This window comes from Coprococcus sp. AF16-22 (genome assembly GCF_003461545.1).
Lineage (GTDB): Bacteria > Bacillota > Clostridia > Lachnospirales > Lachnospiraceae > Coprococcus > Coprococcus aceti.
The window spans coordinates 138,499-152,783 of record NZ_QTXH01000003.1 but is presented as its reverse complement, the minus strand read 5'-3'; the positions used below and the strand labels follow the sequence as shown (position 1 = coordinate 152,783).

General features: G+C 44.0%; 9 protein-coding genes and 1 tRNA gene. 1 reads left to right on the top strand and 9 read right to left on the bottom strand.

Features of this window, described 5'->3' with window-relative positions:
- Positions 1 to 31: 31 nt before the first annotated feature.
- On the bottom strand, positions 32 to 1,843 hold the full coding sequence (locus DWW60_RS04930) for an ABC transporter ATP-binding protein (RefSeq protein WP_117874519.1): 1,812 nt from the start codon (positions 1,841 to 1,843) through the stop codon (positions 32 to 34).
- Positions 1,821 to 2,777 (bottom strand): glycoside hydrolase family 113, encoded by a 957-nt coding sequence (locus tag DWW60_RS04925; protein WP_117874518.1) that lies wholly within the window; start codon positions 2,775 to 2,777, stop codon positions 1,821 to 1,823. The genes DWW60_RS04930 and DWW60_RS04925 overlap by 23 nt, the downstream gene beginning before the upstream one ends.
- A gap of 129 nt (positions 2,778 to 2,906) precedes the next feature.
- Between DWW60_RS04925 and DWW60_RS04920 the strand changes: the two genes are divergently transcribed.
- Positions 2,907 to 3,803, top strand: coding sequence for an AraC family transcriptional regulator (locus DWW60_RS04920; RefSeq protein WP_055223067.1), 897 nt, complete (start codon positions 2,907 to 2,909; stop codon positions 3,801 to 3,803).
- A 318-nt stretch (positions 3,804 to 4,121) separates the two neighbouring features.
- Here the strand turns inward: DWW60_RS04920 and lysS are convergent, their stop codons facing one another.
- The 7 genes from lysS to tig form a co-directional block, all read right to left on the bottom strand.
- On the bottom strand, positions 4,122 to 6,170 hold the full coding sequence (lysS, locus tag DWW60_RS04915) for a lysine--tRNA ligase (protein WP_117874517.1): 2,049 nt from the start codon (positions 6,168 to 6,170) through the stop codon (positions 4,122 to 4,124).
- 6 nt (positions 6,171 to 6,176) lie between these two features.
- Positions 6,177 to 6,662, bottom strand: coding sequence for a transcription elongation factor GreA (gene greA / locus DWW60_RS04910; protein ID WP_015533707.1), 486 nt, complete (start codon positions 6,660 to 6,662; stop codon positions 6,177 to 6,179).
- A gap of 77 nt (positions 6,663 to 6,739) precedes the next feature.
- Positions 6,740 to 6,823: transfer RNA gene (locus tag DWW60_RS04905), tRNA-Leu, on the bottom strand.
- Between the two features lie 178 nt (positions 6,824 to 7,001).
- Positions 7,002 to 9,197 carry a hypothetical protein gene (locus DWW60_RS04900; protein WP_117874516.1) on the bottom strand — a complete coding sequence of 732 codons (2,196 nt, stop codon included), beginning with the start codon at positions 9,195 to 9,197 and terminating at the stop codon, positions 7,002 to 7,004.
- Between the two features lie 17 nt (positions 9,198 to 9,214).
- Positions 9,215 to 11,422 (bottom strand): fibronectin type III domain-containing protein, encoded by a 2,208-nt coding sequence (locus DWW60_RS04895; protein ID WP_117874515.1) that lies wholly within the window; start codon positions 11,420 to 11,422, stop codon positions 9,215 to 9,217.
- Positions 11,423 to 11,604: 182 nt separating this feature from the next.
- Positions 11,605 to 12,711 carry an FKBP-type peptidyl-prolyl cis-trans isomerase gene (locus DWW60_RS04890; protein ID WP_117874514.1) on the bottom strand — a complete coding sequence of 369 codons (1,107 nt, stop codon included), beginning with the start codon at positions 12,709 to 12,711 and terminating at the stop codon, positions 11,605 to 11,607.
- A gap of 22 nt (positions 12,712 to 12,733) precedes the next feature.
- Positions 12,734 to 13,963, bottom strand: a complete 1,230-nt coding sequence (gene tig / locus DWW60_RS04885; protein WP_015533703.1) for a trigger factor — start codon at positions 13,961 to 13,963, stop codon at positions 12,734 to 12,736.
- Between the last annotated feature and the right edge of the window lie 322 nt (positions 13,964 to 14,285).

The following is a 14,285-nucleotide window of genomic DNA, read 5'->3' as shown; positions in this document are numbered from 1 at the left end:
CTCTATAGGACTCAAATATCCTAATGATTTTTTACATTTTCTCCATCCGATAAAATGCGCCTTTTTTCTCTAGCAATTCTTCGTAAGAGCCACATTCCAGAACATTTCCTTTTTCAATCACAGCAATCCGGTCAGCATTGCGAATGGTAGACAGACGGTGGGCTACGATCAGTGTGGTACGTCCTTTCACAAGTTTCTGGATTGAATCCTGAATCTTCTTTTCAGAGATGCTGTCAAGCGCAGAAGTTGCCTCATCCAGAATCAGGATCTTCGGATTCCGTAAAAATGCACGGGCAATGGAGATGCGCTGCCGTTGTCCGCCGGAAAGATTTTCCCCATGTTCTGTGATCATCGTGTCCAGACCATCAGGCAGTTTCTGGACAACTTCTTCCAGGTTGGCTGCACGTATGACATTCCATAACTGTTCCTCGGAGATAGATTCAGATCCATAGGTGATATTCTCGCGGAGAGTTCCGGTGAAGAGAATGGACTGTTGTGGAACGACGGCAATCTGCTTTCGGTAGCTGTGCAGATCCAGTTCCATCAGGTCATTTCCATCAACCAATACCTGTCCGCTGTCAGCTTTCAGGAAACCGATGGCAAGATTGAGGATTGTTGTTTTTCCAGAGCCGGAACCACCGGCAAAGGCAACTGTTTCCCCCGGCTGAATCTTGAAGTTCAGATGACTTAATACCGGTTTTTCATTGCCTTTATAAGTAAAAGATACATCCTGAAATGTAATCTCACCTTTCAGATCAACTACTTTTTTCTTCCTACAGTTGTCCTCAATATCATTTGCACAAAGCACATCACCAATCGATTCAACGGATTCCAGGCCTTTCGCAATGATTGGCAGCAAAGTCACAATACTTGCAATCTGAGCGACGATGCTGGAAAAATAAGTCTGGTATAAGGTGATATCTCCGACACCGATGATTCCTTTCCATGCAATGTAGGCTGTAAATGCAAGACAGAATACCTGAAAGATCTGAAATGCAACCCAGCTGATTGAAGAAAAGTATGTCTGAATCATATCAAGCTGAAGCCCTTTTTCAGCAACTTTACGAAGCTGTTCACTCATTTTACGGGCTTCCTGATCTTCCAGAGCGTGAGCTTTAGTTACAGGAATCATTTCAACCATTTCCATTACTTTTGCAGAAGTTTCTTCCATTTCTTTACGGAAAGCACGGTTATGGTTTTTGATTTTTCCTTTAAAACCAACAATGATCAAAACAGAAACCGGTATCGTGCAGAGGAAGAAAAGAAATACGATCCGACTTTTGAAGATGACCACTCCGAAGGATACACCAATGTTCAGAATGATAGTCAAAAGAGAGATAAAAATCTGAGATGCAAGATTTTGTATCTGTTCTACATCTCGCATGATCTTCGACTGAAGCCTTCCGGACTGCATTTCCTTGTGATAGGTAATCGACAATTGCTGAAGCTTGCAGACTAGGGCTTCTCGCAGTTCTTTCTCTACTGTTCGTACCGTTTTAGCATAGAGCCAGGTATGGATGTAGTTGGTTGGTATGTTCTGTACCAGAAATGCAATCATAAGGATGGTATTCAGAATCAGAATTTTGGTAATATTCCCGTTGTGGTCTGTCACTGCATTGATAATATTAGCTGTGACGATTGGAAGAACCCAGGTTGGGGAATGCTTGATAATGAAAAAGAAAATGGAACCAACCAGCGCGCCATAGTGTCCCTTGAAAAGAGAAAGAAGCGTGCGCAGGTTATTTTTTCTGTTCCGGCTGAAGATGTGCATCACGGCAGCTTCTTCCTGCCAGAGATCCTGTTCTGAAGTTTGTTGTATGCTATTTTCTTGTGTCTCTCCCATAGTAGTCTTTAATAACCTCCTGTATCGGTTTGTTGCAGATTTCGTAGCTGGTATCTCTTGATGCAATACTTCTGGACGGAATAACCGGGGCCCATTCCCACATGGCAAAACCATTGACCCATGAGCGCTTTGCACAGGCCTCAAACATAGCACGATACCAGTCTGGCTGTTCCTCCAGACGTAAATCTCCCTGAATTGCCCAGTTGTTAGGCACCAGTGAGGATCCTTTTCTGGACATGCATCCTGCTTCGGCGAAGAAGAATGGTTTCTTGAATTTCTGAACGACTTTTTCAATACGGTCAAGTTCCTGTTCCCACTGATCAATCGGATAATATCCGCTGGAAGAAATCATGTCGACACAGTCCCACCAGGTTACATTTTCTTCCTGATATTTATCGGTATTATAGGAAACAGGTCCGTGGTAATAGTTTCGGATCGCAGCGATTACGTTTCTCCATTCTTCACTGCGGTGTTCCGTCATTACCATCTCACATCCTGCAATAAAAAGATCACATTGTTCGGCTTCTGCAATTTTGGCATAGTGTGTCTGGAATTCTGTGTAAGAGGCAAACCAGTTTTCCCATTTCGGTTCACATGGAACATCTTTTTCAAAGAAACTGATGTAAGCACGCCAGACACCATTTTTACAATTAACGGTAGGTTTCAAGGCAACACGGATGCGCTTGCTTTTTGCATAGCGGATCATATTGATTAATTCTTCATCTGAGAATGTGGCACTGGAAGTGTAACAGATCTCTTCTGAGTGTGCGTGGTCCTGTAGCCCTACAGGAGCAAGGATTACGAAATCAGCAGCAGTGTGTTCTATCATATAATCAAAACTGTCACGGGCAGTCTGTGTAGAAAGAGAACCACGTTTGTGAAATGGGGCAAATGTAATTCCTTTAATATATCCAAATTGATTTTGAATTTTCATTTTGGTAAAAACCTCCTGTCTTTCGAATTATATAGTTTCTATTTTCTGCTGGAAGTATATCATGTAGAAAAAAGATATGATATAATGAATCTATTATAAAATTGTAAAAATCTATGATGGAGATAATCTGTGAAACCTTATTTTGAATGTTTAGACAAATTAAACAAACCATATGAAGCCTTTTTATTTGATGCACAGACATCTGAGATGTTCCCAATTCTTCCACATTGGCATTATTTTGTGGAGATTCTTTACATGGTGGAGGGAAAGGCGTATGTAGAGGCAGGAGAAGAGAATTATGTATTGGAACCGGGAGATCTGATCGTATTTTATCCACAGATGGCACATGCAATTTATTCAACAGGACAGCTTCCAATCCGTTACTATGTCCTGAAATTCGATCCTGCACATCTGAATATATCCGGTTCGGCACTTCCATCGATTTCGAGTCTGATCGCCATGGCCGCAGTGGAGCAGAAGCTATCGGTTTATTTTTCGAAAGAGAAATTTAATCAGGAAAAAATGAAGCAGCTGATTCAGGGATCAGTGAAGACGTTAGAAGAAAAGCAATTTGGTTATGACATTATTATGCATTCGAATTATTGTCTTCTTATGGCAGAAATTCTTCGTGTCTGGAAGCAGGAAGGCTTTCAGATAAAAAAAAGGAAAAAGGAAACTGTATTAAGCGAAAAATTTACAGAGGTATCTGAGTACATTTCACAGCACTACCAGGAAGATCTCTCGGTGGCGGAGCTGGCAGAAAAATTTCATATGAGTTATTCGTATTTTGCCGCAATATTCAAGGAGTACTATGGACAGACCTGCAAGGAGATGATTCTCACGGTAAGACTGCAAAAAGCGGAGGACTTATTGCAATTCACAGATTTTGACCTAACTTATATCAGCCAGGAGACAGGATTTTGTGACTGCAGCCATTTTATCAAGGCGTTTAAACAGAAGTATGGAGTGACACCGAGGAAGTATAGGATGAAGGAGAAAAGTTTTGATTTTGTATCACGGAAGTAAAGAAATTGCAGAGGGATTATTACCTTCGTTTGCACCAAGATATACCTTAATATTCATATTTTCCCTCTTTTCAAAAATGGGCAATTCCAATTGGAATTGCCCATTCATCGTACTAATCATGCAATTTTTTCTTACTTACACCGATTTCTGCATCAAATGATGTAAATCGCTGTTTTTCATTTTTATCAAATGAAGTATGTCCCGTCTATTTGGTAAAACGGTACATCTTTACATCACGTCGACTGACGTCTCCGTGTGTTTTTCGCCTTATGTCGGTGTTCGCAAGCGCACACCGCCGCAAGGCTCAGTTTTCTCATCTTAATAGAGCTTCGCACCTGCAGGAATATGGTTGTCAACCATCAGAAGGTGAAGCTTCTCCTCGCCCTCTTCCTCATGGATAGCTGAAAGAAGCATACCGCATGAATCGATTCCCATCATCTTTCTAGGTGGAAGGTTTGTTATTGCAATAAGTGTCTTGCCGACTAACTCCTCTGGCTCATAGAATGCATGGATTCCTGAGAGGATGGTTCTGTCTGTGCCTGTGCCGTCATCCAGTGTGAACTGAAGGAGCTTCTTGCTCTTTGGCACTGCTGAACATTCCTTAACCTTTACCGCTCTGAAGTCTGATCTTGAAAATGTCTCGAAATCAACCTCATCAGCAAAAAGTGGCTCTATATCTACCTTGGAGAAATCGATCTTCTCGTTTGGTGTGAAGAATCCGTTGTTGTCACCGGCTGTCTCAGATACTGAATCAGAATCTGAACCACCCTCACTCTTCATAGTCGGGAACAGAAGAACATCTCTGATCGCCTGTGAATCTGTAAGGAGCATAACCAGTCTGTCTATACCATAACCGATACCGCCTGTTGGAGGCATACCGATCTCAAGCGCATTGAGGAAATCCTCATCTGTGTGCTCAGCCTCGTCATCTCCGGCTGCGGCATTCGCATCCTGAGCGGCAAATCTCTCACGCTGATCGATAGGATCGTTCAGCTCTGAGTATGCGTTACACATCTCCCATGTGTTGATGAAGAGCTCGAAACGCTCAACCTTTGTAGGGTCTGAAGGCTTCTTCTTCGTAAGTGGTGAGATCTCGATTGGATGATCCATGATGAATGTAGGCTGGATCAGCTTCTCCTCACAGAACTCCTCGAAGAACAGGTTCACGATGTCGCCCTTCTTGTGGCGCTCCTCGTACTCTACGTGATGCTCGTCAGCGATCTTCTTCGCCTCAGCGTCATCAGCAACCTGGTCAAAATCAACACCTGTATATTTCTTGATAGCGTCAACCATAGTCAGACGCTCAAATGGCTTGCCAAAGTCGATCTCGATTCCGTTGTATGAGATCTTGGTGCTTCCACATACCTTCTCTGCGAGGTAACGGAACATGGACTCTGTGAGCTCCATCATACCATAGTAATCTGTGTATGCCTGGTACAGCTCCATCAGAGTGAACTCAGGGTTGTGACGTGTGTCAACACCCTCGTTACGGAATACTCGTCCGATCTCGTATACTCTCTCAAGACCGCCGACGATAAGTCTCTTCAGGTAGAGCTCAAGTGATATACGGAGCTTTACATCCTCATTGAGTGCATTGTAATGTGTCTCAAATGGTCTGGCTGCGGCACCACCGGCATTGCTGACCAACATAGGTGTCTCAACCTCCATGAAGTCACGTCCTGCCAGGAAGTTACGGATCTCCTTTAATATCTGTGATCTCTTGATAAATACTTCCTTGCTGTCCTGGTTCATGATGAGATCCACATATCTCTGACGATATCTCATATCTGTATCTGTCAGTCCGTGGAACTTCTCAGGAAGGATCTGGAGTGACTTAGAGAGAAGTGTGATCTCCTCTGCATGTATGGATATCTCACCAGTCTTTGTTCTGAATGCATATCCCTTAACTCCATATATATCACCGATATCTGACTTCTTGAAGTCAGCGTATGACTCCTCACCGATCTGATCTCTTGCAACATACACCTGAATGTTGCCCTTAAGATCCTGAATGTTACAGAAAGAAGCCTTACCCATGACACGCTTGAACATCATACGTCCTGCGATGCTCACATTGATAGGTGAAGCATCCATGATGGCTCTTCTCTCATTGTAATCGTTGTTTAAAACTTCTCTCTTCTCTGCCTCTTCAAGGTCCTCAACTGAAGGTGTCTGTCTACCAGCCAGAAGCTCTGCCTCATGTGCTGTGTACATCTCCTTCACATCTGCACTGTGCTGCTGCACATCATACTTTGTTATGACAAATGGATCATTGCCTGCCGCCTGAAGGTCTGCCAGCTTCTCGCGGCGCACCATCTGCAGCTTATTAAGATCCTGATCTTTTCCCTTGTTATTCTGCTCTGCCATCTTCTCTTACAGCTCCTGTCTCTTAATATCAAGTACCCTGTACTTAAACTCTCCGTCCGGTGCCTCCACCAGAACCTCTTCGCCAACCTTTGCACCCTTGAGTGCCATTCCAACAGGTGACTCATCTGAGATCTTGTTGTTCATGATATCCGCCTGTGATGAACCAACAATATCGTACTCGATCTTCTCATCGAACTCGTAGTCATATACAACTACCTTACATCCGATACCTACAACTCCTGTATCGACCTCATCTTCGTCGACTACTTCTATATTCTTGAGCATGGCCTCGAGCTGCTCGATTCTTGCCTCGATGTCTCTCTGCTCGTCCTTGGCTGCATCGTACTCTGCATTCTCTGACAGATCTCCCTGTTCTCTGGCCTCTTTGATCTTAGCTGCGATCTCTCTACGTTTATTAACCTTCAGATTCTGAAGCTCTTCCTCTATCTTCTTGAGACCTGAATAAGTAACCACATTCTTCTTCTCTGCCATTGCCGCACATACCTCCTAAATATCATAAATTATTGACTCCACAGCTCAGCATTTCCGCATACTATGGTATAAAAAAATGCGGAAGATGGGACTTGAACCCACACGGTATTGCTACCACAGGCACCTGAAGCCTGCGCGTCTGCCAATTCCGCCACTTCCGCATGTTCACAACGAACGTTAATATAATATACTGTTTGCCTTGGTATGTCAACCACTTTTTTTGCATTTCCGCAAGCATTTTCCCATAAAAAAGGAAAAACATATATACCACATTTCAATGCATGTATATATGTTTTCCCGCAAATATATCTACTGCTTGTTATTACCTAACATATGCCATTACTTTTTGCTCTTGGCACTGGCGGTCTTGGAGTATGCTGACTGAGCAGCACATCCACCGTCGTTAACTGCCACTGCAGCGACCTTGTAATAGTATGTCTTGCCCTTTGCAGCCTTCTTGTCTGTAAAGCTGCATGATGATGTTGTACCGATCTTAGAGTACTTACCATTCTTCTTTGTTGCGCGATATACTACGTAGTTCTTCGCTCCTGTAACGCTACTCCACTTTACTGTGATCTTCTTGGCTCCGGTGTTAGATGCACCTGACATCTTTGGTGTACCTACAGCATGTGTATACACTGCCTTATACTGCTTTGCAGCTTCATAGTCAATGCTGCAGTTAACCCCGCTGACAATTGTCGATGGCTGTATAAAATATGTATACTCAAGCTTGGTCGTGAGCTTGCGGTCACTGAAGTTTGTTGACGTTGTCTGTCCCAGCCACTGGGTTGTGCCGAGAACAGGGTTCATTCTGTATACTGTGTAAGAATCTGCACCAGGCACCGCTGACCATGTAACTCTGACCTCGGATGTGGACTTTCTCACAGCCTTTACATTCTTAGCAAGAGGGATATAGTTGACGCTGACGGATGTCATCTCGCCCTGCTTCTTACCCTTGTATGGCACTACGTATGCAGAGTAATACTTAATACCCTTACTGCTGCTTCCTGTATTCTTGAACTTGTATGTATTTCTGGCTGCAGATTTGATCACTGCAACCTGCTCAAGCTTATTTGTGTAGTTATTTCTCGCAAATATCTTGTAGCCTGAAGCTCCCCAGACTCTGTTCCACTTGAGATTGGTGTATATCGTCAGGTTTTTCTTGTCTTTGCTTGCAGATACCGTGGATGAGACAGCCTCAAGCTCTCTCACGCTCTCTGTGTATCCGGTCTGGAGCCATTTGTATGTCACGTTCTCACAAATGACCTTTCCGCCTGAAACACTCTGGCTCTTAAGCTTGAATGAATACTCAGCGCCAGATGCAAGTCCCTTGATGGTGCATGATGTTCCCTTTGTCGCAACAGCTCTCTTATATCTGTCTCCCGATATATCGGATCTCATATACCAGACTTCATACATATTTGCTCCGGCTGCCTTATCCCATGTGAGCTTTACTGAGCTCTTTGTGTTCTGAACCGCTGTGAGCTCCGTGGTACCCATGAGTATCTTTACGCCGCGGACCTCACTTGCAGTTCCCTTTGAAACCGCTCTGGTAGAGGCATCATAATACTTTGGAACTACCTTGTAGTAGTATGTCTTTCCAGCCTTAACTGTTGTATCTGTATACTCCGGTGTGTATATCGTCTTTATCTTCTTAAAGCCCTTTGTCTTTGAAGTTGAACGGTACAGATCGAACTGGTTAGCAGCGCCGTAATCGCTTACCGTTATATCAGCACCCTTTGCGCCTCTATCGACTGAAAGCTCCGCTGTCCCAAGCCTGCAGTCCACCTTTGCAACGGCTGATGTCTCTACAACCCTGGATGTCTTATTGTATGAGTCAGTTCCGGTTACTATCTTCGCCATATAGTAATAGGTATTTCCTACTTTTACATTATTATCATAATACCTCACTTCAGAAGCTCCATACATGTAACCGACGCCTGACAAAATCTTCGTAAAGCCTCCTGATGGCTTTGTGGATCTGTACACCTCATACCAGATATCATTCTGTACGTAGCTGTCAAATGGGAACGACACAGATACTCCACCTAATTCTCTATATCCGGTATCTCCCGTAGAATATGATACGTATTCTGAAGGCTTCCTGCTGCGGCTGAACTTAGGTGCTTCAAAATATATCTTTCCCGACTCCTGCGACACCGTCTGTCCATTGTCATCACTGACTACCAGCTTAAACTGATATGTCGAACCGGCAACTCCTCTGAATTCCGTATCCACATGCCAGCTTCCGTCATAGTCACTGCCTGTCCACGAGTCATACCATGCTCCATTTACATAGAGAACAGCCTCTGTTCCATATCCCGCGGCACTTATATGTACAGAACCGCTGCTTACGGTATCCTGACCTCCTACACTAAAATATGTTATGGATGCTTCTTCAGCAAATGCCACCTCAGCCTGAGCGGACTGTACATCTGCACTGCCGTCTGCTGCCATTGCTGGCAATGCCTCACCAAACACCATGGTTGAAGCAAGCGCCACGCATAAAGCTTTCTTTATCAATCTATTCTTCATAGTTTACCCCTTTTCATCTATTTGCGGATCTTTATTCCCTTTGCATGTGATGCAACTGACTTGACTGTCTTTCCTCCATCATTAACTGTTGAAGCCACAACCTTGTAGTAATAGGTCGTTCCCTTCTTGAGCTTCTTGTTCATGTATGAAAGCTTTGTAGCTCCAGTCTTGCCGACCAGCTTGTATGTTCCATTCTTGCTGGTTGAACGATATACATAGTATCTGGTTGCATTTGTAACCTTCTTCCATGTTACAGTCGCTGTACCCTTGGAACCGTTTACAACCTTTGTTATGGCCGGTGATGCAAGCTTATGTGTATAGTCACTGCTATACAAATCATATCCGCTGCTGAATCCAAAGTCTGTGCCTACAACAACAGAGTATGTATACTTCATTCCGTCTGTCACGTTCACATCCGTGAAGTTAGTTGCCTTTGTCGATCCTATGTACTGGCGTACACCGAGCTCTGTAGTTCTGTATACATAGTATTCCTTTGCCCCGCTTACAGCAGACCATGTTATCTTGGTCGATGTTGTGCTCTTCTTTACAGCCTTAACACGCTTTGCACTTGGCATCTCTGAATTCCACAGAGTGTTATCCTCGCCTCTTGCCTTTCCCTTATATGGTCTCACATATATCTGAGAGTATTTGCGCTCCTTGCCCTTGGCACTTGTGTTTGTAAATGTATATGATGTCTTTTTTCCCGATTTTATCTTCTTGATGGTCTCTATCTTGCCTGTACTGCTGTTGAGGCCTGATATAACATATCCTGATGCGCCCCAGTCTCTGTACCATGTGAGAGAATATCTTACAGACAGGACATCCTTCCTGCCGTTCAGTGATGAAGATACAGCTCCCGCAGTCAGATCCTGGACTCTCTTGGTGTAACCCATGGTCCTCTCAGATGTATCTGTCGTCTCATATCTCACGGCAGCTCCTGATTTCTTGACTGTCCTTATCATCACCTTGTATGTTCCGTTCGGATCAAGCTTTGTAAGGGTGCATGAGTTTTTCTTGGTGACCACCATACGCTTGTATGCATCACCGGTTATATCGGTTCTCTTTGCCCATACCTCGTATGATACGTCTGCGGTATTGTCCGCAGCCCATGTACACTTCAGTGATCTGTTGCCTGTCTGTATAAGGCTAGGTGCACCTGCTGCATTCATGATAAACTTTACGCCGACAACACCAGATGTCTTTCCTGTTGTTATCTTTCGTGTCTGTGAGTCGTAATACTTTGGCACTACCTTGTAGTAGTATACCGTTCCACTCTTGACCGCTGTGTCCGTGAAATCAGCAGAATATATAGTCTTTATCTTTCTGTAGCCCTTGCTCTTGTTTGTTGAGCGGTACACATCGTACTGATTTGCAAAATTGCTGGTCATCCACAGGAATACTCCCGGCTTACTTATCTTTTCTGATACATTCATGCTTGAAGCATAGAGCTGATCCACCTCTGGAATGCCCACCTTTACTGAAGCTGTCTTACTTGTAGCTATGACCTTGCTCGTCTTCACATACTGATCTGAACCGCTCACGATCCTGAATCTGTAATAATATGTAGTTCCGGTCTTCGCAGTGCTGTCAAGATATGCAAGTCTTGACGTGTAAGATTCACTTCCCGTTGCAATCGTGGTAAATGGCCCACCTGACTTGGTCGCTCTCTGAACCTCATACTTGACCTCATCTGAATGCCTGCTATCAAGATATACGCTGACAGACACATAGCCTGGTTTTGCATAGCCAGTGCTTCCGACTGTATATCCTACACTAACACTAGGATCACCATCAAAGCTCACCTTGTCAGTTTTGACCGGTGAAACCTTCTGTACAGTCACCTCTCCATTTGAATCGTAGGCTCTGACCTCTGCGTTGTAGGTGGAATCAAGCAGCGCCGGGATCTCACAGTTAATACTAAAGGACTGCTGGTCCTCTCCGTTGTACTGTTCCCCGCACTTTACTCCATTGACCCAGACCTCAACTCTGTAAGCCCGGCCGCTTGCATTGATCGTTATGGTCTTTGAGTTCTTATAAGCTCCCGCATACCATATGCTGACATTGGCTGCCGCCACATCAGCCTGTTCCTCCGCCGCCACTGTGGCAGCAGTTCTTCCGTCTGCCGCATTTTCCACACTGGCTGCCATAGCCGTGCCCGCCTCACCGAGCATCATGGCTGAAGCCAGAGCAATGCACAGACATTTTCTCGCAATGTTCTTTCTCATAATATCCCCTTTCCTTTTCTATCTTTAAAATAAAGACATGTTCTCTTTTATTTTAAATTCCCGGAGCCCCTTAGTCAATGTGGATAAACCACAGATTCATTTGTCTATAGACGACAATAGAGACCGGGCATAAAACCTCGGTCTCTATCAGCTTATCCATATTCAAATATATCGCGTGCAGCTTACTCCTCTGTGGCTGCCTCAGATGCATCTGTTGCAGTTGCCTCCACCTGAACTGATCTGTTCATGAGATAGTCAAGCACGTTCTCCTCTGTGGCATAGAACATCAGGTCTGACTCTGAGTAATACTTGTCCACGTCTGAGTCATTCTCCAGATTGTTCTTGTCCATAACCTTCTGTCTGTACGCCTTTATGTCTGCGTTATCGGCGATGAGGTCATTGTCCATTGCTATGCATGACACAACGATCTTCTCCTTCATGACGTTCTCAACTGTGGTGTGAAGGTACTCAAGGAATGATGCCTCGTCCTCATATCCATAGAAATACTTCATATATGCCTCGAAGTCGATTCCGTAGTTGTCTGCGGCACTTCTCACATTTGACACCATGGACTGAACGTAGGAAGCTACCTCATCCTCAGGATACTTGTCAAATGTAACCTTCTCCTCAACAGCCTTGAGAACAGAAGTTCTGTCTGTCTCGTCCGCGGAATCGTCCTTGTCCTTCTGAACATCTTCCTTCAGATGTGCTGTGTAGTCATCGGTTGTTGTGTACTCACCATCAGTAGCCTTCTTGACCAGTGCGTCTGTGTACTCAGGCACCGTGGTAACTGATATATAATTGATCGTAACCTTGTACTCTGCTGTAAGTCCGGCAACTGTTGTGTCGCTGTAATCATCAGGATATGTCACTGTGATCGTCTTGACATCACCCGGCTTGCTTCCTATGAGCTGATCGTCACTGCCATCACCAAGAGTGTTATTTCCCATGGTCAGTGTGTAATCTGTCTTGCTGTCCTTCTCTGTTCCTGAGACAGTCTCAACATAGTCCACATTGATCTTGTCGCCATCTGCCACTGTGCTGGTCTTATCCTCTGTAGTCTCAGAATTGTCACTGCAAAAACTGCTTATCGCACTGTTTACATCGTCCTCGGACACCTCTCTCGATGCCGGAACATATTCGATATCAGTGTATGCCGCCTTGTCTATGGTCGCACACTTTGAAAACTTCTTAAACTGGCTCTTTGTGTCATTGCTGCCACAGCCTGTCATCAGGCCTGCGCACATGACTGCCACCATTCCTGCTGCAAATATCTTCTTTACTCTCATATCTTTCTCCGTACCCCTTTACTTACTCTTCAGCCTGCTCTGCGTCAGCCGCCTCTGTTGACTCTGTGGTCTCTGCAGCCTCAGTTGTTGCTCCAGTTGTCGCCTTTGCATTGTCCATAAGGAAGTTCATGACCTTCTCTGCCAGAGCGTTGTACTTTATCTCAACGTCTGTAAGATTCTGTCTGAGCGTAGACTCATCAACACTGTTCTTCGTTGCATAATCAGCTATATACTTATCAGCCTCGTCATCTGTGACACTGATATTCTCCTTCTTGGCAATGGCACATACGACCATTCTCTCCTTCTGTGATTCCTCACAAACCTGCTGTACATACTGTTCAAATGCAGCGCTGTCATCATATCCATAGTAATAGTAGATATATGTGTCATACTCTATTCCGTTTGTCTCTGCCTGAGTCTTTATGGATGTTATGATCTTGTCAGCATTCGCCTGAACATCATCTGCTGATATGTTCTCTATTGTACTGTTGTTTATAACGGCAACCATGACCTCATTCTGAGCACTTGCAAGAGCTGAATCCTCCTTGTCCTGCTTGAGCTGCTCACGTACAGATGCCTCATACTCAGCAGTTGTCTTATATGAAGTATTGTTTGCAACCAGCTCATCATTGTATGTAGCCGGTTTATCTATCTTTATATAGTTAAGTGTCGTCTCGAACTTGGCCGCCTTGCCATTTAACTCATCCTTGCCATAATTCTCAGGAAAGGTTACATTCACGGTAAATGTCTCTCCCGGCTTATGTCCAACTATCTGATCCTCAAAGTTATCTATGAATGAACCAGAACCAAGGACGAGATCATATCCGCTGCCATTGGTATTGCCTCCATCGAACTCCTCACCATCTACAGTTCCGACAAAGTCAATATTTACTGTATCTCCGTTCTTCGCCTCGCTGGTTGTGTCCTTATCAAATGTAGCAAGTCCGTTCACAAATGAATCAACCTTGGCCTGAACCTCATCATCCGTGACATCAGTGCCCTTCTCCTCATACTCCATGCCCTTGTATTCACCGAGTGTGACATCTGCCGCATACTGATCCACCATATCCTCTATAGAAGCAAATTCTTCTGATGAATTGTCAGCACTCTCTGTAGCATCAGAAGATGTTGCCTTACTCGCTGTATTATCCAGCTTTCCACTCGTACCATTACTGTCGCCACAGCCTGTCATAAATGACATGGACAGAGCGAGTGCAAGAACAACTGCACATCCCTTATTAAATTTTCGCATAATCATACCTCTTTTACTTTTTATTAGAAGTGTAACCATCTTCATGATAAACTTCAACGAGTAAACTTATACCATATTTTCCTGTAAAAATAAAGCAATTTGAAATAATTCATAGAATTCTCACAAATGATTTCACATTCCTATAACAGGCAGTTTTACATCTGTTTTTGTGATGTATTTTATCTGTCCCACATTATTCAAAGGCAAATCCACAATATGTTGTGTCTACATATTTTTTATTTTTCTATATTTTGTACTTTTTGCAAATAACCTGTAGACAAACAAAATTGGGAATGATATAATCGACCATGTTGAGACATCA

What these genes read in the sequence shown, in the direction of transcription:
- DWW60_RS04930 (WP_117874519.1), bottom strand. Translation starts at nt 1,843, where the DNA reads ATGGGAGAGACACAAGAAAATAGCATACAACAAACTTCAGAACAGGAT.
- DWW60_RS04890 (WP_117874514.1), bottom strand. Translation starts at nt 12,711, where the DNA reads ATGAGAGTAAAGAAGATATTTGCAGCAGGAATGGTGGCAGTCATGTGC.
- DWW60_RS04925 (WP_117874518.1), bottom strand. Translation starts at nt 2,777, where the DNA reads ATGAAAATTCAAAATCAATTTGGATATATTAAAGGAATTACATTTGCC.
- DWW60_RS04895 (WP_117874515.1), bottom strand. Translation starts at nt 11,422, where the DNA reads ATGAGAAAGAACATTGCGAGAAAATGTCTGTGCATTGCTCTGGCTTCA.
- lysS (WP_117874517.1), bottom strand. Translation starts at nt 6,170, where the DNA reads ATGGCAGAGCAGAATAACAAGGGAAAAGATCAGGATCTTAATAAGCTG.
- tig (WP_015533703.1), bottom strand. Translation starts at nt 13,963, where the DNA reads ATGCGAAAATTTAATAAGGGATGTGCAGTTGTTCTTGCACTCGCTCTG.
- DWW60_RS04900 (WP_117874516.1), bottom strand. Translation starts at nt 9,197, where the DNA reads ATGAAGAATAGATTGATAAAGAAAGCTTTATGCGTGGCGCTTGCTTCA.
- greA (WP_015533707.1), bottom strand. Translation starts at nt 6,662, where the DNA reads ATGGCAGAGAAGAAGAATGTGGTTACTTATTCAGGTCTCAAGAAGATA.